Source organism: Pseudomonas sp. NFX71 (assembly GCF_048079215.1).
Lineage (GTDB): Bacteria > Pseudomonadota > Gammaproteobacteria > Pseudomonadales > Pseudomonadaceae > Aquipseudomonas > Aquipseudomonas fluorescens_B.
Window position 1 is genome coordinate 2396897 of record NZ_CP182230.1, and the last position, 21990, is coordinate 2418886.

Here is a 21990-nt window from a genome sequence, read left to right on the forward strand (position 1 = left end):
GCGCGAAAACGCGACTCACCTTACGTGACGCTTAGCGTCGAGTGGCGCGCATTATCCCGGTGCGGCGGGCGTGTAGCAAATGCTGGTTACATTTTGCACAACGAAATGTACCGATTGGTCCGTGAGTGGATGTCGTTTGGCCATTATCCACATCGGGTCGTGGATGTCTGTCGGCGCCGGGAGCCTTTTTCTTGACGAGAAGGCGGCTTTTTCAGTGAGCGTTTGCACCTGACTGTGTAGTCCCTGTGCCGGCGAGGTAGCTAAGCGACGCCGTGGACTACTACACTCGGTCATTCTTTGATACACGGAGGTTTTGACATGCGGCGCGTGGTATTCAATCAGAAAGGCGGCGTAGGCAAATCCAGCATTGCCTGCAATCTGGCGGCGGTCAGTGCCAGCGAGGGCTATCGAACCCTCCTGGTGGATCTCGACGCTCAGGCCAATTCTACCCAGTACCTCACCGGGCTCACCGGTAATGACATTCCGATGGGTATTGCCGACTTCTTCAAGCAGACACTGTCTTCGGGGCCGTTCTCGAAGAAAAACCAGGTCGATATCTACGAAACCCCGTTCGACAACCTCCATGTCATTACCGCCACTGCCGAGCTGGCCGACTTGCAGCCCAAGCTTGAGGCGAAACACAAGATCAACAAGCTGCGAAAATTGCTCGAGGAACTGGACGGCGATTATGACCGGATCTACCTCGACACCCCGCCGGCGCTGAATTTCTATGCGGTTTCAGCGTTGATTGCCGCTGATCGGGTGCTGATTCCGTTCGACTGCGACAGCTTCTCGCGTCAGGCGCTGTACGGCCTGCTGGCGGAAATCGAAGAATTGAAGGAAGACCATAACGAAGGGCTGGAGGTCGAGGGTATCGTCGTCAACCAGTTCCAGGCCCGTGCCAGCCTGCCGCAGCAGATCCTCGATGAGCTGATTGCTGAAGGTCTGCCGGTGTTGCCGGTGTATTTGGCGAGTTCGGTGCGCATGCGCGAATCGCATCAGGCCAACACACCGCTGATCCATCTTGATCCACGGCACAAGCTGACCCAGCAATTCGTCGAGCTGCATAACCTGCTGGAAAACGCCTGATTCGCGTAAACGACGCCGGCCATTGTGGTGATATTAAATCCCCTGGCTACGTAACCAGCTCATCAACTGCGGCAACGGAAAGGCCCCGCTCTGGCGCGCCACTTCCCGACCGTTCTTGAACAGAATCAGGCTCGGAATCGAGCGAATCCCCAACTGCGCCGACAACTGCTGGTTGGCCTCGCTGTCCAGTTTCGCCAACCGGCACTTGCCCGCCAGCTGAGTGGCCGCCTGCTCGAACACCGGCGCAAACGACTTGCACGGCCCGCACCAGTCCGCCCACACGTCCACCAGCAAGGGCAAATCACCCTTGATCTGGCTGGCGTAATCGCTTTGTTTCAGCTCGAACGGTTTGCTCAGCAGGACTTCGCCCTTGCAGCGGCCACATTTCGGATGGTCGCTGAGGCGCTCGGCGGGTATGCGGTTGAGGCCGTTGCAGTGGGGGCAGGGGATGAGGAGTGGGGCGGTCATGAGGGTGGTCCTTTTAAGAAGCCGTCCCCCTGATTTGGAGACGTTTGCTCATATTTTCAACCGTTCGAACAATCGCAGCGAATCTACGCTAGGAGAACGCTGGCGCGCCGCCGGTCGGCTGAAGATTATCGCAACTTGCGATATTCACTCCCTGTGGTTAACTCATCCATAGCCAATGCGATAAGGAAATTGCATGCGTGTGTTTTCTGAAAAACGAATATGGGATTCAAAGGAAAAATGGCCAAATTCAACAACTGCGCTTGACCATTGGTATCGACTGCTCAAGCGAAATAGTCCTTGTGATTTTGCCGCCATGAAGTCGTTGTTTTCTGCGACCGACAAGGTTGGGGAGTTACATGTATTCGATATCGGGGGAAATAAGCTGCGCTTGATTGCATATGTCAGGTACCGGAGCCAAAAGCTGTACATCAAGCACGTACTGGATCATCGCGAATATGACCGAGGAAAATGGAAGGAGGGAAAAGAATGAGTGCATTGATCAAACAGGCGGCTGAGCACTGGGAGTTTGTTTCACCCTTGTTGCGGAAGCCGAAAAACGAAGACGACTACGACAGGCTTGTTCTTGCGCTCGATGAGTTGCTCGAAATAACAGGTGATGACGAGTCGCATCCTCTAATGAGTCTTGTCGACATCATCGGAGACTGGATAGAGGAATGGGATCACAAACATCACCCTATGCCCGAAGCCAGTGGTGCTGATGTTCTTGGTTACATGATGCGCGAGCACGGTTTGACTCAGAGCGATCTGCCTGGTGTTGGCACTCAATCGGTGGTGTCCGAAATCCTCAGCGGCAAGCGTCAGCTCAACCTGCGACAGATCCGTTGGTTGGCCGAGCGCTTCGGTACGTCAGTGGAAACCTTTATCTAGCCAGGTTCAGGAAGAACAACTGATCTCCAAATGCTTCCCCCACTCCGGCGGCCGCTCGGCATAGCTTTCCATCCCCGGCTGCTCCTCGAATGGCTTGCTCAGTACCGCATGCAGCCGGCGAACTTCTGAGTAGTCGCCGCTTTCCGCCGCGTCGATGGCTTTCTGCGCCAGGTAGTTGCGCAGGATGTAGAGCGGATTGACCGCGTGCATCCGTTGGCGGCGCTGTTCCTGATCAGCTTCACCTTCGCGTGCAACACGGGCGACATAGCGCTCGGCCCAGGCATCGAAGCCCTTGATGTCGACGAAGTCGTCGCGCAACCGGGCCACGGCCGGTTCCGGTGATTCATCACCGAGGCGGCGGAAGAACAGACTGTAGTCGACGCCGCTGTTCTGCATCAGTTGCAGCAGCTGTTCCAGCAGTTTCTGATCGTCATCTTCGGCGGTGGTGAGCCCGAGGCGGCGGCGCATCAGGTCCAGATAGTGAGCCTGGAACAGCGGCAGGTACAGGCCCAGGGTTTCACGCAGGGCCTCGACGCTGATGAACGGCGTCAAGGCTTGAGCCAAAGCGCTGAGGTTCCACTGACCAATCGGCACCTGGTTGCTGAAGGAGTAGCGGCCCTGGTCATCGGAGTGGTTGCAGATGAAATTGGCGTCGAAATCGTCGAGGAAGGCGAACGGGCCGAAATCGAAGGTGATGCCGAGGATCGACATGTTGTCGGTGTTCATCACGCCGTGGCAGAAACCATAGGCCTGCCATTTGGCGATGAGCTCGGCATTGCGCTCGACGATTTCGCGGAACATCGCCAGATAAGGTTCGGGCTGTTCGAGGCATTCGGGGAAGTGCAGGGCCAGCACGTGCTCGCCGAGTTCTTTCTGTTTCTCTGGGCGTTTGGTGTAGTAGAAATATTCGAAATGCCCGAAGCGCACATGACTCGGCGCCAGGCGCAGGACCATGGCGGCGCGCTCCTGTTTTTCGCGCCAAACCGGCGTGTCGGAGCCGATCACGCACAACGCGCGAGTGGTCGGGATGTTCAGTGCATGCAAGGCTTCTGAGGCGAGAAACTCGCGGATAGACGAACGCAGTACCGCGCGTCCATCGCCCATGCGCGAAAAAGGCGTCTGGCCGGCACCTTTGAGGTGCAGGTCCCAATGTTCGCCGGCCTCGTTGTAGACCTCGCCCAGCAACAGGCCGCGACCATCGCCCAGCTGCGGGTTGTAGGAACCGAACTGATGCCCGGAATAGACCATCGCCCGAGGCACCGCATCGGCCCAGAGCTTGTGGCCGCTGAACAGCTCGGCAAACTCCCCGGTTTCGGCCACGGCCGGATCAAGGTCGAGCAGCGCCATGGCGGCAGGGCTCGCGACTACGAGGCGCGGGTTGTCGATGGGCTCGGGCAGCACGTGGGCGGAAAACGTATCGCCCAGGCGATCGAAGCGGTTATCGAAGGTCAGTTCGTCGAGGGCTTTCACCGGCCATCTCCAGCAGAATGTCCGAGCATTCTGCTAGGGACGGGGCGGTTAGTCGAGCTTGGCGGCTGGTGGCTCTTGCGGTGGTTTGCCATCCACCAGCGGCACGATGGTTTTGGTTTCCGACTCGACCGGCACCATTTTGTATTCCTGGCCGTGCAGGTTCTTCAGGTAAACCTCCATCTGCCGGAACGAGATGTTGATGTGCTGTTTCTTGAACTCGCGGTTGATGAAGCGGTTGACCTCATCGAGCACCGGGTTACGGTCACCGAGGTCGCGCACATGCATGCGTAGCTCGTGGTCGAGGGTACTTTCGCCGAAGTTCAGGAAGTACACGTGGGGTTCGGGGTCTTTCAAGACACGCGGATTGTCCCGGGCAGCCTTCAGCAGCAGTTCTTTCACCAGGTCCAGGTCCGAGCCGTAATCGACGCCGAGCTTCAAGGTCACCCGGGTGATGGTGTCGGTCAGGGACCAGTTGATCAGTTGCCCGGTAATGAACGTCTTGTTCGGGACGATGATGTCCTTGCGGTCGAAGTCGGTGATGGTCGTGGCGCGGATGCGAATCTTGCTCACCGTGCCCGACAGGTTGCCGATGGTGATGGTGTCGCCGATCCGTACCGGGCGTTCGAACAGGATCATGATGCCGGAAATGAAGTTCGCAAAGATCTCCTGCATCCCGAAACCAAGACCGACCGAGAGCGCCGCCACCAGCCATTGCAACTTGTCCCAGCTCACGCCGAGGGTCGACAGGGTCGAGACAAAACCGACGCCGGCGATCACGTAGGACAGCAACGTGGTCGTGGCATAGGCGCTGCCCTGGGCCAGGTTCAGCTTCGACAACACCAGGACTTCCAGCAGCCCCGGCAAGTTGCGCGCGAGGGCGAAGGTGATGCCGATGATGATCAGCGCACCGAGCATGTCGCCGATGCTGATCGGCACCATGCTCATGTTGGCGCCGGTGCCGCTGGTGTATTCGTAGAGGGTGATGTTGTCCAGGTACGAGAACACCGAGATAAGGTCAGACCAGACCCAGTACAGTGCGGCCATGAAGCCGCCGAGTAGCGCCAGACGAATCAGGCGCAGGGACTGTTCATTGACCTTTTCGATGTCCAGGGTCGGCTCTTCGATCACTGCTTCGCCGTCGCCGGCCTCTTTGGCGGCCTGACGTTTGGCCAGCGCCCGCTGATAGGCCAGGCGCCGTGCGGCAACACTGAGCCCTCGGACGAAGGTGGCTTCGATCACCAGCCAGAACATCAGCAGGTAAAGGGTGTTGATCAAGCGGTCGCTGAGTTTCAGCGCGGTGTAGTAGTAGCCAAAGCAGACGGCGACGAACAACGCGATGGGCAACGCGGTAAACAGGATGCCCACCGCCTTGCGGAACAGTGAGGCGTTCTGGTGCGTCGGGCTGCTGATCAGCAGGCGACTGAGCAACCAGGCCATCAGTGCGTAGCAGGTCAGCACCACCGGCATGCCGAGCACGTCATCGGCCAGTGCTGCCGGTTGCAGCTCGGCAACCGCCACCACGGCGACCAGGGCCATCACCACCAGACCCAGTCGGCGGACCCAGCCCTGGAGGAATTCGACCTGGGGTTTTTCCCAGCGGAAATGCAGTTCAGCGACGCCGCCCGGCGCGAGGATGCGGTAGGCGGTGTAGAACACCAGCCAGGCCTGGGCCATCTGCAACAAGGCCGAGCCCATGTTGGCGTTCTGCCCGCGAGCGTCGATCTGCAAGGCCAGGCCGCACAAGGCCAGGCCCAGTGCGACCGGCATGGCCAGCAGAATATTGATCAGAATCGCCTGCGGCGTGTGCAGCTGGCTGTCACGCTTAAAGTGGCCGATGTCCTGGTGAACCTTGTTCAGTCGGGCGTACAGGCTTTTGCGACGCCACAACAGGGCGCCGATCAGCAGAACCAACGGCAGGAACAGCAGCGGTCGCTGTGTCAGGCCGTCGATCAGTTCGCTCACGCTCGACGCCAGCGGCAGGGTCGCGATCTGGCGTTGCAGACGCTCCGGCACGCCGCGCATCCATTCCGGATCGAGCGGCTTGTTGCTCGGAATCCAGAACATCTGCTCATCGAGGGTCGCCCGCAGGCTTTGCGCGGTACTGAGCAGCTGTTTCTGATTGAGTTGCAGCGTGATCGATTCGTTGAGCACCGCGCTGAGTTCGCGGTTCAGCCGCTCCAGCAGGTCGGCGCGGGTTGTGGCCAGTTCCAGCAGGCTCTTGCGCAGTTGCGGGGTGACTTGCTCGGGAGGTTGGGTCGAGAGCAGGTTGTCGACGTAGGCCGCCGGGTTGCTGAGCAGTTCCCGTTGCTGGCTGACTTCGAACTGATACAAGCGGATATCGGCGATCTGGTCGGCCAGGTCACGGTCGAGCTTGAGGCGCGGCAGGCCCTGTTTCTGTTTGTAGAGAATCTTCGACAGCAGCAGGCTGCCCTTGAGCACGTTGATTTGTTCGTCCAGGGCCGAATCGCTCTGGGTCACGTTGTCCAGCTGCTGCTTGGTTTGCAGGTTCTGCTGGGTGACGACGTTCAAGCGGTCAGTGCTTTTGAGCAGATAGTCGGAAAGCTTCAGATTGGCCGCGCTTTCGGTGGCTAGCAGGGCGCTGCTGCCGGATTTCTGAGCCTCGATGGACTGCTGCGTCACGGTTTCCTGAGACTGGGCCAGGCGTTTCTGGTTGATCAGGGTTTGCAGCTCCTGGATCTCCCGGTCCAGGCGATCGGTTTTTTCCGTTAGCAAGTCATGCTGGCTGTTGCCCAGATCCTGCAACTGGCTGTTGCCGGCCAGTTCCTGGCGGCGCAGCGGGATCAGCGCGTTCAGTGCGGCCAGCTCGGCATTGAGCAGGTCACGCTGTTCGCCGCTCAAGGTCTTGCCGTTGTCCTTGCCAGCCTTGAGGATGTTGTTGATCTGCTGGATGCGCGTCTGGCTGGTGGAAATTTCAGCCTGGGCGCGCTCGGGCCGGGTCTGGGCGGTAATGACCAGGCTGTTCGCTTCGGCGAGGGCTTTTTGCATGTCGCTTTGCTGGGTCGAACGCTCGGTGAGCATCTGCTCCAGCTGCTGAATGGACTCTTTGCTATAGCGTTGCGCCACCGGCGTCACGTTGGTGGCCTTGAGGCGAGTCAGTTCGCGCTGGTTCTCGATGTTCTGCTTCGGCGCCGTGGCGAGTTGCTGCTTGAGATCGGTCAGCTTCCGCTCGTAATCACGCTTATTCTCGAGCTGGGTCAGCGTGTTCTGCAGGAGGGTCTGCAGGGCCTTTTGGTCGGCTTCCGGCAGTTTGCGCTCGGCAATCTTGTCCAGGTTTGCCTGCACGGCTTCGCTGGACGGCGGTTCGGCCGCTTGCAACGTACCGACAGAAAGACTCAAGCCCAGCAGGGCCATGATGAAAAAGGTGCGCAGGGTTGACATAGAGACCGATCGAAAACGAGACGAAGTGTGGAGTTTAGAGGAAGAGTCCCGGACCCGGGCGACTTCCTTCGGGGAATCTGACGCCCACTTTGCCGATCTTGTTCCCCTCCATGACCGCGACGGTCCAGATGGTGTTGTTCCATTCCACCTGGTCACCCACCACTGGCGCACCGCCCACTTTGTGGGCAATGAAACGGGCCAGAGTCATATCCGGATCGATGCCCTCGACTTTCAATCCGTACAGGGCAGCAACCGCGGCCAGCTGGGCATCTCCTTCCAGTACGAAGTCGCCGAAGAAGCGCAAATCCAGACCTCGTTGCGGTGCCTGGCTGAACAATTTTCCGAGGGCCGGAAGGTTGTGTTCGTGACCGATTACGCACAGCAAATCATCGACTTCGAGCACCGTACTACCCGACGGATGGAGCAGTTGCTGGCCACGAAACAGGGCCGCGATGCGCGTGCCTTCGGGCATTTTCAGTTCGCGAAGGGGCGAGCCGATGCACCATTTTTCAGCGCCGAGGCGATAAACGAACAGCTCCCACTCGCTGGTGACATGCACTTCCAGCGCGGCGCGGGAGATCGGCGCCGGCTCGGGCGGAACGGTCACCTTCAACAGCTTCGCCACCCATGGCAGGCTCGTACCCTGCACCAGCAGCGAGACCAGCACGATAAAGAACGCGAGGTTGAAGTACAGCTGAGCGTTGGGCAGGCCGGCCATCAGCGGGAACACCGCCAGGATGATCGGGACCGCACCACGCAGGCCAACCCAGGAAATAAAGGCTTTTTCCCGGCCGTGGAAGGCCTTGAACGGCAACAGGCCGACCATCACCGACAGTGGCCGTGCAAACAGAATCATCCACAGCGCCAGGCCCAGGGCGGGCAGGGCGATGGGCAATAAATCATGCGGCGTCACCAACAGCCCCAGCACCAGGAACATGCCGATCTGCGCCAGCCACGCCATGCCGTCGAGCATGTGCAAGATGCCGTGGCGGCTGCGCACCGGACGGTTGCCGATCACCAGGCCGCACAGGTAAACCGCAAGGAAACCGCTGCCGTGCAGGGCGTTGGTCAGGGCGAACACCACCAGGCCGCCGGCAATCACCAGAATCGGATAAAGGCCGGTGGCCAGATTGATCCGGTTGACCAGCTGCAGCATCAACCAGCCGCCACCCAGGCCGATCACGCCGCCGATGCCGAACTCGCGCACCAGATGCACCAGCAGGTTCCAGTGCAGGCCGGTTTCGCCGCTGGCGAGCATGTCGATCAGGGTGACCGTGAGGAACACCGCCATCGGGTCGTTGCTGCCGGATTCGATCTCGAGGCTGGCGGTGACCCGTTCGTTAAGGCCCTTGCCGCCGAGCAGCGAAAACACCGCCGCGGCATCCGTGGAGCCGACGATGGCACCGATCAGCAGGCCTTGAATCAGGTTCAGATTGAACAGCCACGCCGCGGCCATGCCGGTCAGCCCGGTGGTAATCAGCACGCCGACCGTGGCCAGCGACAGTGCCGGCCATAACGCCACGCGGAAACTCGACACCCTGGTTCGCAAGCCACCGTCGAGCAGGATCACCGCCAGCGCGAGGTTGCCGACCAGATAGGCCGTCGGGTAGTTATCGAAAATGATGCCGCCGCCATCGACGCCGGCCGCCATGCCCACGGCCAGGATAATCACCAGAATCGGGATGCCGAGGCGGGACGAAAGTGAACTCACCAGAATGCTTGCACCTACCAGCAACGCGCCGATCAAGAACAGGCTGTTGATGGTCGTCGCATTCAAAGGCAGTACTCCAGAAAGCTGAAAGGCGGGCACAAACTGACCATGCAGTCTGCGTGCCAGCGATTCTAACCTGTTGAAATGTGATGCTGTCAAAAAGGTTTTGCAGCAACGACAACGTCGCCGGGTTGAGCTCGATCACTGTGGCGAGGGGATTTATCTGTGGCGAGGGGATTTATCCCCGTTGGGTAGCGAAGCTACCCCCAAACCCTCAGACGAGTTTGATCAGGTGTACCGGGAACAATGGGTTTACGGCGGCTGCGCCGCCGAACGGGGATAAATCCCCTCGCCACAGAGTTCGCGGTGCTCTTTAGAGACTGAACCGCCCAACCATGTTGTTCAGGTCCAGCGCCAACCGCGACAGCTCATTGCTCGCTGCGCTGGTCTGATTGGCCCCGGTTGCCGATTGCACCGACAGATCACGGATGTTCACCAGGTTGCGATCCACTTCCCGCGCCACCTGCGCCTGCTCTTCGGCCGCGCTGGCGATGACCAGGTTGCGTTCGTTGATTTCGACGATGGCGCTGTTGATCGTGTCCAGCGACAGGCCGGCACCCCGGGCGATGTTCAGGGTCGACTCGGCACGCTCGGTGCTGTTGCGCATCGAATCCACAGCGTGTTCGGTGCCGCTTTGAATGCTGCCGATCATCCGTTCGATTTCACTGGTCGACTGCTGAGTGCGATGCGCCAGGGCGCGGACCTCATCCGCCACTACCGCAAAACCACGACCGGCTTCACCCGCGCGAGCGGCTTCGATCGCCGCGTTCAACGCCAGCAGGTTGGTCTGGTCGGCCAAGCCACGGATCACATCCAGCACCTTGCCGATGTCACGGGATTCATTCGCCAGGTCGCCAATCAGCGTGGCGGTGCTCTGCACATCGGCGCTCATGCGTTCGATGGCGCTGACGGTTTCCTGAACCAGATCGCGGCCATCGCCAGCCGATGTGATGGCGTTCTTCGACGCTTCGGACGTGCTCACCGCGTTGCGCGCCACTTCTTCCACGGCGCTGGTCATTTCGTTGACCGCGGTGGCAGCCTGTTCGATCTCGTTGTTCTGTTGGGTCAGGCCGCGTGCGCTTTCGTCGGTGACGCTGTTGAGCTCTTCGGCGGCGGAGGCCAGTTGCGTGGCCGAGCCGGAAATCCGCTGCAGGGTGTCGCGCAGCTTGTCCTGCATCTTCGACATGGCCAGCAGCAAACGACCGGCTTCGTCTTCGCCATCAACGGTGATCGGCCGAGTCAGGTTACCTTCGGCGATTTCTTCGGCAGCGCTCAAGGCATTGGCGATCGGTTTGGTGATGCTGTTGGTCAGCAACCAGGCAAACAGCACGGTCAGGCCGGTGGCGATGACCAGCAAAGTGATCACCAGATTGAAGGACATCGAATACTGGTCACCTGCATTGCGGTCGGTTTTGTCGATCTGCAGGGTATTGATTTCAAGCAACTTCGCGAGGGCTGCGTTGACTTCTTCGGAGTTGGCGAGCAACTCGGTGTTCAACAACTTGCGCAGGTCGTCGACCTGATTGTTGCGCGAGAACGTCTTCATCCGCTCTTCGAGTTGGCGATACTGCGCCAGCAACTGCACGTACTTATCATAGGCGGCGCGTTCTTCCGGGCCCTCGATCAGTTGCTCGTAGACTTTCTGGGCATCGCGGATCTGCTGGTTGCGCAGGTCGAACAGTTCCATGGTTTTCTGCTGAACATCAGGTTCGCGGTTTACCAGCAAACGATAGGACAGGACCCGAAGTCGCAAGGTCAGCTGGGTGAACTCATCCAGGCTTTTGATGCTCGGTACGCTCATGGAGGCGATGTCTTCACCGGCACCACGGATCTTGCTCATCTGGTTCAAGGCAAACACACCCAGAACCAGCATCAAACCGCCAATCAGAGCGAAGCCGAGGAACGCCCGCGGCGCGATATTCATATTACGAAGGGACATGGTGTTTACCGAAAAGAGCGCAGCCGTGCGGCGCTGGGACTGACGTATGGATGACTTATCGGTCATACGACTAAAGTCTTGAATGCCTGTGCGTATTTGTCGCAGCGAGGGCCCGGCGACGAAGTGCAGGAACCAGATTCGCCAATCACAGTCTTTAAAGTTCGCGAGGAAGGTCACCTGCCAGCAAAATCAAGGCCTTGCGCCCCAATAACCCTGGCATCCGTGGTGACTTTTCTTTATCGTACGCGCCCTTTGAAAATGCCTGGAAAATCAAAATGTTGGAAGCATCCCTAAGCCAATTGGAACAGCTGGTCAGCGACCTTGTTCAACAGAACCAGAACCTGCTCGGCACCAACCAGACCCTGAGCGCAGAATTGGCCCAGGCCAAGGATGAAAACGAAAGCCTGCAGCTGAGTCTGATGGAACAGGAAGAAAAACAAGGCGCCACCGCCGCCCGCATTCAGGCCCTGGTTGAACGCGTCAGCGCCGGCCCGGTCAGCGCATGAGTCAGGGCGCCGCAGGGGTAAAAGTCGTCTCGATCCTGGGGGAGGACTATTCGATCAAGGCGCCGGCCGGGGAAGAGCAAACCCTGCTGGACGCCGCCATGATGTTGAAAGCCGCTTTGGCCGACACCAAAAGAAAGTACCCGACGCTGATCGGTGACCGCCTGCTGGTGCTGGCAGCCATGAATCTGTGCTCGCAGCAGATCGAAATGCAAAAGCAACACAAGCTCGAACTCGACCGTTACCAAGAGCAAGTCAGCGCCACGGTTGAAGTGATCTCCAAGACGATCAATCAGGCCTGATCGGCTTTGCGCACAACCAAAGAATAAATTGTCGTTTGTGTTGTATACAATCGGCACGGCTGTTGCAGTGTTTCAGCCTCTTATTCTTTGGGGGTGCTCCATGCAGTTCTGGCGACGCAGTATTCAATGGCAGTTGATCCTGAGCATGGGCACCGCCCTGCTGGTCAGTATTCTGATCGTGGTTGGCATTTATACCCTCGTGGTCAACCGTCTTGCCCAGAGCTACCTTGTCGAACAAGCGCTGCCGTCGAGCATCGAAGCGATGCGCAACGACATCGAACGCATCCTGGTGCAACCCCTTACCGCCGCCAAGGACATCGCCAGCAACAGCATGGTGCGTGACTGGCTGGCCGGGGGTGAAGACAGTGCCCGGACCGCCGCGTTCGTGGAGTATCTGGAAGGCATTCGCGCGGAACACAAAGCGTTTACCGCGCTGATCGTCGGCACGGCTTCAAACCACTATTTCACTGAAAAAGGCCTGGACCGGACCCTCAGCCGATCCAACCCCAAGGACGCCTGGTTCTACTCGTTCCTCGACAGCAACCAGCCGCGCACCCTCAATATCGACAATGACACCGCGACCGGAGAGTTGGCGTTGTTCATCGACCTCAAGGTCGAACAGGCCGGCAAAGTCGTGGGCGTTGCGGGCCTCGGGTTGAGCATGAAAGAGCTGTCGGAGCTGATCCACAACTTCAATTTTGGTGAGCGCGGCAAGGTCTATCTCGTACGTTCCGACGGTTTGATCCAGGTTCATCCCGAGGCGCAGTTCAGCGGAAAACGGACCCTGGCCGAGCAAATTGGCGGCTCAGCGGCGCAAACAGTCATGGGTCAAAAAGCCGCCACCAGCAGCGGATTCACCCGCGACGGCGAAGATTTCCTGGCATTGAGCCTGCCTTTGCGGGATCTGGGCTGGACCCTGGTGGCCGAAGTGCCACAGTCGCAGATCTACGCCGAAGCCCGCCGCGCCATGTGGATGAGCAGCGGCATCGGTCTGGCGGTGGCGCTGGTGTGCCTGTTGCTGGTGGTGTTGCTGGCCCGTGGCCTGGTGCGCCCGATTCGTCAGGTAACAGCGGCATTGGTAGCCATCGGTAGCGGTGGTGGAGATTTGACCCACAGGTTAGATTCCAGTCGCGCCGATGAGCTGGGCGACCTGGCGCGCGGTTTCAATCGATTCCTCGACAGTCAGCGCGAGATGATCGGTGAAGTGCTGACCACCAGTGAGCGCTTGCGCACCGCAGTCAGTCAGGTGGCGAAGGTTGTGGACAACACCGCCGAACGCTCCGGGCGTCAGCAGGAAATGACCGACATGGTCGCCACCGCCGTCCACGAAATGGGCCTGACCGTGCAGGAAATCGCGCAGAACGCCGGCAACGCCGCGGTTGCTTCGCAGAATGCTCGCGATGAGGCGATGCAGGCGCGGGAAGTGGTCGGCGGTTCGATCCGGCATATTGAAAGCATGTCCGATGAAATCGGCCACGCCGCTAGCGCGGTAGGCGAGCTGGCCAATCAGGTGGCATCCATCGATCAGGTGCTGGCGGTGATTCGCGGGATTTCCGAGCAGACTAACCTTTTGGCGTTGAACGCAGCCATCGAAGCGGCGCGGGCCGGGGACATGGGGCGTGGATTTGCGGTGGTGGCGGATGAAGTGCGCACGTTGGCTCGACGTACGCAGGCTTCCACCGATGAGATTCAGCAGATGATCGGCAGCCTCAAGCAGGGCGCGGAGAACGCGGTGTCGTCGATGCACACCGGGCAAGCGGCGACGGGCACCGGGGTTGAGTCCAGCCAGCGCACCGGGGCGTCGTTGACGGCGATTACCGGGCAGGTCGAGCGCATCAGCGACATGAACCATCAGGTGGCGACCGCGACGGAAGAGCAGTCGGCGGTGACGGAAGAGATCAACCGCAATGTGCAGGGGATTTCCGATCTGGCCCGGGCGACGGCGGGGGAGGTCAGGGCTTGCCGTGAGGACTGTCAGACGTTGCAGCGGTTGGCGGATGATCTGGCGCGGCAGATGGGCAGTTTCAAGCTGAAGTGATGTGTTGGTTGTGCTGATGCCGTCGCGAGCAGGCTTGCTCCTACAGGATTTGGGTGTTGATCACATTATCTGTGACCGACAGAGATCCCTGTGGAGGCGAGCCTGCTCGCGATTGGATTTCAGCAGCATTGCAAGGCTTTAGTTAAAACCACTCATCCTGCATCCCAAGACACACATCATCCCGAGCCTCAAGAATCGCCAGTTCATGGTGGCAACCCGGCACTTCCCACGTCAGGAAATACCGCGCCGCCTGCAGCTTGCCCTTATAGAAGCCCACATCCGCCGCATTCCCTTTGGCCAACCCTTCCTCGGCGCGAATCGCCTGTTCCAGCCAGCGCCAGCCAATCACTGTGTGCCCGAACACTTTCAGGTACAGCGCCGAGTTCGCCAGGCTGCTGTTGACCTTGCCTTGGCCCAGATCGGTCAGCAGGCCAATGGTCACGGTCTGCAGGCGTGCCACCAGTTTCTCCAGCGGTTCACGCAAAGGGGTCAACGAATCGTATGCGTGAGCGCGCTCGGCAGTATTGGCGATCAGGCGGATCAATTGCTTGAGTCCCGCGCCACCGTTCTGCGCCAGTTTGCGCCCCAACAGGTCGAGCGACTGAATGCCGTGGGTGCCTTCATGAATCGGGTTCAGACGGTTGTCGCGGTAATACTGCTCGACCGGGTACTCACGGGTGTAGCCGTGGCCGCCGAGAATCTGGATCGCCAGTTCGTTGGCCTTCAGGCAAAACTCTGACGGCCAGGATTTGACGATCGGCGTCAGCAAATCCAGCAGCTCATGCGCCTGTTTGCGCTCGCCTTCGGTTTCCAGTGTCGTGGTGTCATCGAACAATCGCGCCGCATACAAACCAAGGTCGAACGAACCTTCGACGTAGGCTTTTTGCGTGAGCAACATGCGTTTCACGTCAGCATGTTGAATGATCGCCACCGGCGCGGTGTTCGGGTCTTTGCTGTCCGGCACGCGGCCCTGTGGGCGCTCGCGGGCGTACTCCAGCGAATAGAGGTAACCGGCGTAGCCGAGCATCACCGCGCCCATGCCGACGCCGATCCGCGCCTCGTTCATCATCTGGAACATGTAGCTCAAACCGTGGTGCGGCTTGCCCACCAGATAGCCGACGCATTCGCCGTTGTCGCCGAAGTTCAGCGCCGTAGACGTGGTGCCGCGCCAGCCCATCTTGTGGAACAGACCGGCCAGCAACACGTCATTGCGCTTACCCAGGCTGCCGTCATCGTTGACCAGGAACTTGGGCACGATAAACAGCGAAATCCCCTTCACCCCGGCCGGCGCGTCCGGCAGTTTGGCCAGCACCATGTGCACGATGTTTTCCGACAGCGGGTGATCGCCGCCGGAGATGAAAATCTTGTTGCCCTTCAGGCGATAAGTGCCGTCCGACGCCGGCTCCGCGCGGGTACGAATATCCGACAGGGATGAGCCGGCATGGGGCTCGGTCAGCGCCATGGTGCCGAAAAAGCGGCCGTCGATCATCGGCTGCAGGAAGCGTTGTTTCTGCTCTTCAGTGCCGAAGCTTTCGATCAGGTTCGCCGCGCCCATGGTCAGGAAGGGATAAGAAGTTGACGCCGCGTTGGCCGATTGAAAGTGCGCGAAGCAGGCCTGGGACAACAGTGTAGGCAGTTGCATGCCGCCGGCGTCGAAACTGCGCGCAGCGTTGAGGAAACCGGCTTCGAGGAAAGCATCCACGGCCGGTTTCACTTCCGGAATCAGAATCGCCTGGCCGTTCTCATAGCGCGGTTCGTTCTCGTCACCCTTGCGGTTATGCGGGGCGAAGAACTTCTCGGCGATGTTGCGGGCAGTGCCGATGGCAGCATCGAAGGTCTCGCGATTGTGCTCGGCGAAACGCTCACGCTGTGTCAGGCCTTCGGCATCGAGGACTTCATACAGCTCGAAAGCCAGATTGCGGGAACTGAGCAACGTCTCGGACATGGCGGCCTACCTTTTTTTGGAATGGACCGAGTCTAGGCGTGGGAATAGAGGCTGAACAGGATGATTGATGAGCGTGATGGTGGGATGCGGGCAGCGCGAATCAAATGTGGGAGCGAGCCTGCTCGCGATGAGGCCATAACATTCAACATATTAGTTGAATGCTATACCGCTATCGCTAGCAGGCTAGCTCCCACAGGGGAGGTTGCTGACCGGGCGACCATTGCGGACGCCCGGTCTTGTTGCGATTTAGCCGATCGTCATCAAGCTTGCATTACCACCCGCCGCAGCGGTGTTAACACTCAATGCCCGCTCGATCACCAGACGCTCCAGCGCAATGTTGGTCTCGCCCTGGGACAACCCGTGAACCCCGACGATCGCCCCGGCACGCTTGGCCACTTGCTGGCAAACCCCGCGCAGCTGATCGGAATGGCCGTGATGCAGGACCGCATCAAACACCACTTCGTCCTTGTTCCAGTCGGCAACCAGCTTGATCTTCGCCTGAATTTCCTTTGGCAGGCGTGCGAACAATGCCTTGGTCAAGTCAGCTTCCGGCCAAACCGCTGAACCACCGACAGCCAATACCGCCGCCAGTTGAGTCAACAGATCGCCTTCGACTTCCGCCAGGCACAGCACGTGTTCACGCGGCAGAATGGCGTAGCTGTTGCGCTCGCCAGTCGGCCCCGCCAGCACACGGGTGATCCCGCTTTGCGATTGCGCCGCGAACTGCACGCACAGGGTGCTCAGGTCGCTGAGCTTGTTGCTGTCGGCCCAGGCTTGCAGCGCAGTCAGCGGTTTGCTCATGGCGTCACGCAGACGAACATCCGGTGCAGTGACGGCATCGCCGCGAGCGAAGGACTGTTCGATCGCATCGGTAGGACGGGTCGACAGCAGGCGGTACAGGTACAACGGGCCACCGGCTTTCGGGCCGGTGCCCGACAGGCCTTCGCCACCAAACGGTTGCACGCCAACCACAGCGCCAACGATGTTGCGGTTCACGTAGACGTTACCGGCGTTGACGTTGTCGATCACCTTGGCGATGGTCTCGTCGATACGCGTGTGCACGCCCAGCGTCAGGCCGTAGCCGGAAGCGTTGATCTGGCCGATCAACTGGTCGATGTCCTTGCGCTTGTAGCGAACCACGTGCAGCACCGGGCCGAAGATCTCGCGTTGCAGTTCGTCGAAGCTCTCCAGCTCGATCAGCGTCGGCATCACGAAGGTGCCGCGTTTGACTTCTTCGCTGTTGGCGATCGCCACCTGATACACGTTGCGACCTTTGTCGCGCATGGCCTGGATGTGCTTCTCGATGCCCGCCTTGGCTTCGGCGTCGATCACCGGGCCGATGTCCACGGACAGGCGCTCAGGGTTGCCGAGACGGCATTCAGCCATGGCGCCCTTGAGCATTTCGATGACGCGATCAGCGGAATCTTCCTGCAAGCACAGTACACGCAGGGCCGAGCAACGTTGACCGGCGCTGTCGAAGGCCGACGACACCACGTCGATCACAACCTGTTCGGTCAGTGCCGAGGAGTCGACGATCATCGCGTTCTGGCCGCCGGTTTCGGCGATCAGCGGAATCGGACGACCCTGTGCATCCAGACGACCGGCGACGTTGCGTTGCAGCAAGCGAGCGACTTCGGTGGAGCCGGTGAACATCACGCCTTTGACCCGATCGTCACCGACCAGACGGGCGCCAACGGTTTCGCCACGACCCGGCAACAGTTGCAGCACGCCCTCCGGAATCCCGGCTTCGAGCAACAGGCGCACGGCTTGAGCGGCGACCAGCGGGGTTTGTTCCGCTGGCTTGGCCAGAACCGGGTTACCGGCGGCCAGCGCAGCAGCGACCTGGCCACTGAAGATCGCCAGCGGGAAGTTCCACGGGCTGATGCAGACCACCGGACCCAATGGGCGGTGGGCGTCATTGGTGAAATCGTTGCGAGCCTGCACGGCGTAATAACGCAGGAAGTCCACGGCTTCGCGCACTTCGGCGATGGCGTTGGCGAAGGTCTTGCCGGCTTCGCGAGCCAGCAGGCCCATCAGCGGCTGAATCTCGCCTTCCATCAAATCGGCGGCACGTTCCAGGATCGCAGCACGTTCGGCGGGCGGAGTGGCCTGCCAGATCGGCGCAGCGTTCAGGGCGCACTGGATCGCGTTGTCGACGTCTTCGACGGTTGCTTCCTGCACATGGCCGACCACGTCACGCAGATCGGACGGGTTGAGCACTGGCGCAGGTGTTTCAGTGCTGGAGGCGCAACCGAGCATCGGTGCGGCCTTCCAGTGGTTGTGAGCGGTGGCCAGCAAAGCGCAGGACAGCGAAGCCAGACGATGTTCGTTGGCCATGTCGATGCCGCTGGAGTTGGCGCGCTCGGCACCATAAAGGTCACGCGGCAGCGGGATACGCGGGTGCGGCAGGCCGAAGCCGCCTTCCAGCGTCGCCATCTGCTCGATGCTGGCCACTGGATCGGCCACCAGCTCCTGGATCGAAATGGACTGGTCGGCGATACGGTTGACGAACGAGGTGTTCGCGCCGTTTTCCAGCAGACGACGAACCAGGTACGCCAGCAGTGTTTCGTGAGTACCAACCGGAGCGTACACGCGGCACGGACGGTTCAGCTTGCCTTCGGAAACTTTGCCTACAACCTGTTCGTATAGCGGTTCACCCATGCCGTGCAAGCACTGGAACTCGTACTGGCCGGGGTAATAGTTCTGCCCCGCGATGTGGTAAATGGCCGACAGGGTGTGGGCGTTGTGCGTGGCGAACTGCGGATAGATGACTTCCGGCACCGAGAGCAGTTTGCGCGCGCAGGCGATGTAGGAAACGTCGGTGTACACCTTGCGGGTGTAGACCGGATAGCCTTCCAGGCCTTCGACCTGGGCGCGCTTGATTTCGCTGTCCCAGTACGCGCCTTTTACCAGGCGGATCATCAGGCGATGACGACTGCGACGCGCCAGGTCGATCACGTAATCGATCACGTACGGGCAACGCTTCTGGTAAGCCTGGATCACGAAGCCGATGCCGTTCCAGCCGGTCAGTTGCGGCTCGAAGCACAGGCGCTCCAGCAGATCCAACGACAGCTCGAGGCGGTCGGCTTCTTCGGCGTCGATGTTCAGGCCGATGTCGTACTGCTTGGCCAACAGGGTCAGCGACAACAGGCGCGGGTACAACTCGTCCATCACACGCTCGTACTGCGCACGGCTGTAACGCGGGTGCAGTGCCGACAGTTTGATGGAAATGCCCGGGCCTTCATAAATCCCACGACCGTGGGACGCTTTGCCGATCGAGTGGATGGCTTGTTCGTACGAGGCGAGGTATTTCTGCGCGTCGTGCTCGGTGAGTGCGGCTTCACCCAGCATGTCGTAGGAATAGCGGAAGCCTTTGGCTTCGAACTTGCTGGCGTTGGCCAGGGCTTCGGCGATGGTTTCGCCGGTAACGAACTGCTCGCCCATCAGGCGCATGGCCATGTCGACGCCCTTGCGGATCATCGGCTCGCCGCTTTTGCCGATAATGCGGCTCAAGGACGAAGTCAGGCCGGCTTCATTGTGGGTGGCGACCAGTTTGCCGGTCAGCAACAAGCCCCAGGTAGCGGCGTTGACGAACAGCGACGGACTGTTGCCCAAGTGCGGGTGCCAGTTGCCGGTGCTGATCTTGTCGCGAATCAGTGCGTCGCGAGTGCCTTTGTCCGGGATGCGCAGCAGCGCTTCGGCCAGGCACATCAGCGCCACGCCTTCCTGGGACGACAGGGAAAATTCCTGCAGCAGGCCCTGAACAATCCCGGCACGGCCGCCGGCGCTCTTCTGATTGCGCAGTTTCTCGGCAATCGAGGCCGCCAGCTTGTTGGTGGCTTCGGCCATGGCGACCGGCAAGCGAGCCTGTTCGATCAACATCGGCACCACTTCCGGCTCAGGGCGACGGTAAGCGGCGGTGATCGAAGCACGCAGCACCGATTGCGGCAGGATGCTTTCGGCGAACTCGAGGAAGCACTGGTGTGCATGGTCGACATGGACTTCGCCACTGTCGTCAGCCTCTTTGGAGGTCAAACCGTTCAGCTCGGTCAGGGTTGCACCACCCTCGAGTTTTTCCAGGTAATTGAAAATTGCCTGCTTGATCAGCCAGTGCGGCGTGCGATCAATCGAGGTCGCGGCCGCCTTTAGGCGCTCGCGGGTCGGGTCATCAAGTTTGACCCCAAGGGTGGTGGTAGCCATATTTTTATCCTCATGTTTGCCACGACCGCGTGGCATCAGCTGGCCGCAAGATTAGCTGGGCAACCTTTGAGGTGCAACCGGGTGCAACCCTTTTTTTGTCGGAATTATAAGCAGCTCGTCAGGAAATAAATTCCGATACGAACGTACCGCACTTGCTTGGTGCTTTTAATTCTAGGAACGGTCGTTGACTGCGCTAAAAGGAAGCAAAAACCGGCTTTTTTCGGATAAATCCGACTAGGTGCAACTTATTCTCGCGAAATGGGTTGCACCTTATTTGCATTGTTGAATAGCATTCGCGGCTAAGGTGCAACCAGTCAAAAAGACAGGTGTATCTGGCTGATGGCTTTCCTGGGGAAACATCAGTCATAAATGCGCGGGATCTGAAATCGTCTGTCAAACGTCGTCGTTTGCGCGCGGTTCACCAGCCGCCGCTACATAAAAACAAAGCCAGGGCGTAACTTAATGAGCGTTAGCAATCCAACCCTGATCACCTTCGTGATCTACATCGCAGCAATGGTGCTGATCGGCTTCATGGCCTATCGTTCCACCAACAATCTTTCTGACTACATTCTGGGCGGTCGCAGCCTGGGCAGCGTCGTGACTGCATTGTCCGCCGGCGCCTCCGACATGAGCGGCTGGTTGTTGATGGGCCTGCCGGGCGCCATCTACATGTCCGGCCTGTCCGAGAGCTGGATCGCCATCGGCCTGATCATCGGTGCTTACCTGAACTGGCTGTTCGTCGCCGGCCGTCTGCGCGTGCAGACCGAGCACAACGGTGATGCGCTGACCCTGCCGGACTACTTCTCCAGCCGCTTCGAAGACAAAAGCGGTCTGCTGCGGATCATCTCCGCGGTCGTGATCCTGGTGTTCTTCACCATCTACTGCGCTTCCGGCATCGTGGCCGGCGCCCGCCTGTTCGAAAGCACCTTCGGCATGTCCTACGAGACAGCGCTGTGGGCCGGTGCTGCGGCGACGATTGCCTACACCTTCGTCGGCGGTTTCCTGGCAGTAAGCTGGACTGACACCGTACAAGCCACGCTGATGATCTTCGCTCTGTTGCTGACGCCGATCATCGTGCTGCTGGCCACCGGCGGCGTCGACACCACGTTCCTGGCCATCGAAGCGCAAGACGCCAGCAACTTCGACATGCTGAAAAACACCACCTTCGTCGGCATCATCTCGCTGATGGGCTGGGGCCTGGGCTACTTCGGCCAGCCGCACATCCTCGCGCGTTTCATGGCGGCGGATTCGGTCAAGTCGATCGCCAAGGCTCGCCGCATCTCCATGGCCTGGATGATCCTGTGCCTGGGCGGCACCGTGGCTGTAGGCTTTTTCGGTATCGCTTACTTCTCCGCGCACCCTGAAGTGGCTGGTCCTGTGACCGAAAACCCGGAGCGCGTGTTCATCGAGCTGGCCAAAATCCTCTTCAATCCTTGGGTTGCCGGTGTCCTGCTGTCGGCTATTTTGGCCGCGGTAATGAGCACCCTGAGCTGCCAGTTGCTGGTGTGCTCGAGCGCCCTGACCGAAGACTTCTACAAAACCTTCCTGCGCAAAACCGCTTCCCAGGTTGAGCTGGTTTGGGTCGGTCGCGCCATGGTGCTGCTGGTTGCCCTGATCGCTATCGCGCTGGCGGCTAACCCGAACAACCGTGTACTGGGTCTGGTCAGCTACGCCTGGGCCGGTTTCGGTGCTGCGTTCGGTCCGGTTGTGCTGATCTCCGTGATCTGGAAAGACATGACCCGCAACGGCGCACTGGCCGGTATTCTGGTTGGCGCGATCACCGTCATCGTGTGGAAACACTTCGAGCTGCTGGGTCTGTACGAAATCATCCCTGGTTTCATCTTCGCCAGCCTGGCGATCTACATCGTCAGCAAACTGGGCAACCCGACGGCGGGCATGCTTCAGCGCTTTGCCGCTGCCGAGGCAGATTTCCGCCTGAACAAGTGATCGGGACGAGCTGAGGCTCCGACCTTTCGCC

14 protein-coding genes and 2 pseudogenes are annotated in these 21990 nt (G+C 59.8%); 8 read left to right on the top strand and 8 right to left on the bottom strand.

Annotated features, from left to right (window positions below; translation table 11 throughout):
• Nucleotides 1-318 precede the first annotated feature (318 nt).
• The gene (locus tag ACM1ZW_RS11120; protein WP_017336170.1) at nucleotides 319-1089 is read left to right on the top strand and encodes a ParA family protein; all 771 of its coding nucleotides are present in this window, start codon (nucleotides 319-321) and stop codon (nucleotides 1087-1089) included.
• 33 nt (nucleotides 1090-1122) lie between these two features.
• Here ACM1ZW_RS11120 and trxC read toward each other — a convergent pair whose 3' ends face one another.
• A complete protein-coding gene (gene trxC, locus ACM1ZW_RS11125) occupies nucleotides 1123-1557 on the bottom strand; it encodes a thioredoxin TrxC (protein WP_416740537.1) in 435 nt (144 codons plus the stop codon).
• Nucleotides 1558-1750: 193 nt separating this feature from the next.
• On the opposite strand from trxC, the gene ACM1ZW_RS11130 reads away from it, so the two are divergent.
• Together ACM1ZW_RS11130 and ACM1ZW_RS11135 are read left to right on the top strand one after the other, a co-directional pair.
• On the top strand, nucleotides 1751-2047 hold the full coding sequence (locus tag ACM1ZW_RS11130) for a type II toxin-antitoxin system HigB family toxin (RefSeq protein WP_416740538.1): 297 nt from the start codon (nucleotides 1751-1753) through the stop codon (nucleotides 2045-2047).
• Nucleotides 2044-2445, top strand: coding sequence for a helix-turn-helix domain-containing protein (locus tag ACM1ZW_RS11135; RefSeq protein ID WP_017336173.1), 402 nt, complete (start codon nucleotides 2044-2046; stop codon nucleotides 2443-2445). The genes ACM1ZW_RS11130 and ACM1ZW_RS11135 overlap by 4 nt, the downstream gene beginning before the upstream one ends.
• Nucleotides 2446-2451: 6 nt before the next feature.
• On the opposite strand, the gene selO is transcribed toward ACM1ZW_RS11135, so the two are convergent.
• The 5 genes and pseudogenes from selO to ACM1ZW_RS11160 all read right to left on the bottom strand — a co-directional run.
• Nucleotides 2452-3915, bottom strand: coding sequence for a protein adenylyltransferase SelO (selO, locus tag ACM1ZW_RS11140; protein ID WP_414884986.1), 1464 nt, complete (start codon nucleotides 3913-3915; stop codon nucleotides 2452-2454).
• A 48-nt stretch (nucleotides 3916-3963) separates the two neighbouring features.
• Nucleotides 3964-7314, bottom strand: coding sequence for a mechanosensitive channel MscK (mscK, locus tag ACM1ZW_RS11145; protein ID WP_414884987.1), 3351 nt, complete (start codon nucleotides 7312-7314; stop codon nucleotides 3964-3966).
• Between the two features lie 34 nt (nucleotides 7315-7348).
• Nucleotides 7349-9091, bottom strand: a complete 1743-nt coding sequence (locus ACM1ZW_RS11150; RefSeq protein ID WP_017336176.1) for a potassium/proton antiporter — start codon at nucleotides 9089-9091, stop codon at nucleotides 7349-7351.
• A 307-nt stretch (nucleotides 9092-9398) separates the two neighbouring features.
• Nucleotides 9399-10271, bottom strand: a complete 873-nt coding sequence (locus tag ACM1ZW_RS11155) for a methyl-accepting chemotaxis protein (RefSeq protein WP_416740810.1) — start codon at nucleotides 10269-10271, stop codon at nucleotides 9399-9401.
• A pseudogene (locus ACM1ZW_RS11160) lies at nucleotides 10254-11090 on the bottom strand (MCP four helix bundle domain-containing protein); the annotation flags it as partial. The gene ACM1ZW_RS11155 and the pseudogene ACM1ZW_RS11160, both read right to left, overlap by 18 nt.
• Before the next feature lie 209 nt (nucleotides 11091-11299).
• On the opposite strand from ACM1ZW_RS11160, the gene ACM1ZW_RS11165 reads away from it, so the two are divergent.
• The 4 genes and pseudogenes from ACM1ZW_RS11165 (at nucleotide 11300) to ACM1ZW_RS11180 (ending at nucleotide 13867) form a co-directional block, all read left to right on the top strand.
• Nucleotides 11300-11530, top strand: coding sequence for a hypothetical protein (locus ACM1ZW_RS11165; protein ID WP_017336178.1), 231 nt, complete (start codon nucleotides 11300-11302; stop codon nucleotides 11528-11530).
• A complete protein-coding gene (locus ACM1ZW_RS11170) occupies nucleotides 11527-11829 on the top strand; it encodes a cell division protein ZapA (protein ID WP_017336179.1) in 303 nt (100 codons plus the stop codon). The genes ACM1ZW_RS11165 and ACM1ZW_RS11170 overlap by 4 nt, the downstream gene beginning before the upstream one ends.
• Nucleotides 11830-12091: 262 nt before the next feature.
• Nucleotides 12092-12955: pseudogene (locus tag ACM1ZW_RS11175) on the top strand (cache domain-containing protein); the annotation flags it as partial.
• A 204-nt stretch (nucleotides 12956-13159) separates the two neighbouring features.
• Entirely contained in the window at nucleotides 13160-13867 is a 708-nt protein-coding gene (locus tag ACM1ZW_RS11180; RefSeq protein ID WP_416740811.1) for a methyl-accepting chemotaxis protein, read from the top strand.
• Nucleotides 13868-14009: 142 nt separating this feature from the next.
• On the opposite strand, the gene ACM1ZW_RS11185 is transcribed toward ACM1ZW_RS11180, so the two are convergent.
• On the bottom strand, nucleotides 14010-15812 hold the full coding sequence (locus ACM1ZW_RS11185) for an acyl-CoA dehydrogenase (RefSeq protein ID WP_414884988.1): 1803 nt from the start codon (nucleotides 15810-15812) through the stop codon (nucleotides 14010-14012).
• 246 nt (nucleotides 15813-16058) lie between these two features.
• Nucleotides 16059-20012, bottom strand: a complete 3954-nt coding sequence (gene putA, locus ACM1ZW_RS11190) for a trifunctional transcriptional regulator/proline dehydrogenase/L-glutamate gamma-semialdehyde dehydrogenase (protein WP_416740539.1) — start codon at nucleotides 20010-20012, stop codon at nucleotides 16059-16061.
• 462 nt (nucleotides 20013-20474) lie between these two features.
• Between putA and putP the strand changes: the two genes are divergently transcribed.
• Nucleotides 20475-21959 (top strand): sodium/proline symporter PutP, encoded by a 1485-nt coding sequence (gene putP / locus ACM1ZW_RS11195; RefSeq protein ID WP_017336183.1) that lies wholly within the window; start codon nucleotides 20475-20477, stop codon nucleotides 21957-21959.
• The last annotated feature ends 31 nt before the right edge of the window (nucleotides 21960-21990 follow it).

Coding starts and splice junctions, on each gene's coding strand:
- ACM1ZW_RS11155 (WP_416740810.1), bottom strand. CDS start 10,271: ATGTCGAAGATGCAGGACAAGCTGCGCGACACCCTGCAGCGGATTTCC.
- ACM1ZW_RS11165 (WP_017336178.1), top strand. CDS start 11,300: ATGTTGGAAGCATCCCTAAGCCAATTGGAACAGCTGGTCAGCGACCTT.
- trxC (WP_416740537.1), bottom strand. CDS start 1,557: ATGACCGCCCCACTCCTCATCCCCTGCCCCCACTGCAACGGCCTCAAC.
- ACM1ZW_RS11130 (WP_416740538.1), top strand. CDS start 1,751: ATGCGTGTGTTTTCTGAAAAACGAATATGGGATTCAAAGGAAAAATGG.
- ACM1ZW_RS11120 (WP_017336170.1), top strand. CDS start 319: ATGCGGCGCGTGGTATTCAATCAGAAAGGCGGCGTAGGCAAATCCAGC.
- ACM1ZW_RS11180 (WP_416740811.1), top strand. CDS start 13,160: ATGGGCCTGACCGTGCAGGAAATCGCGCAGAACGCCGGCAACGCCGCG.
- putA (WP_416740539.1), bottom strand. CDS start 20,012: ATGGCTACCACCACCCTTGGGGTCAAACTTGATGACCCGACCCGCGAG.
- ACM1ZW_RS11185 (WP_414884988.1), bottom strand. CDS start 15,812: ATGTCCGAGACGTTGCTCAGTTCCCGCAATCTGGCTTTCGAGCTGTAT.
- ACM1ZW_RS11170 (WP_017336179.1), top strand. CDS start 11,527: ATGAGTCAGGGCGCCGCAGGGGTAAAAGTCGTCTCGATCCTGGGGGAG.
- putP (WP_017336183.1), top strand. CDS start 20,475: ATGAGCGTTAGCAATCCAACCCTGATCACCTTCGTGATCTACATCGCA.
- mscK (WP_414884987.1), bottom strand. CDS start 7,314: ATGTCAACCCTGCGCACCTTTTTCATCATGGCCCTGCTGGGCTTGAGT.
- ACM1ZW_RS11135 (WP_017336173.1), top strand. CDS start 2,044: ATGAGTGCATTGATCAAACAGGCGGCTGAGCACTGGGAGTTTGTTTCA.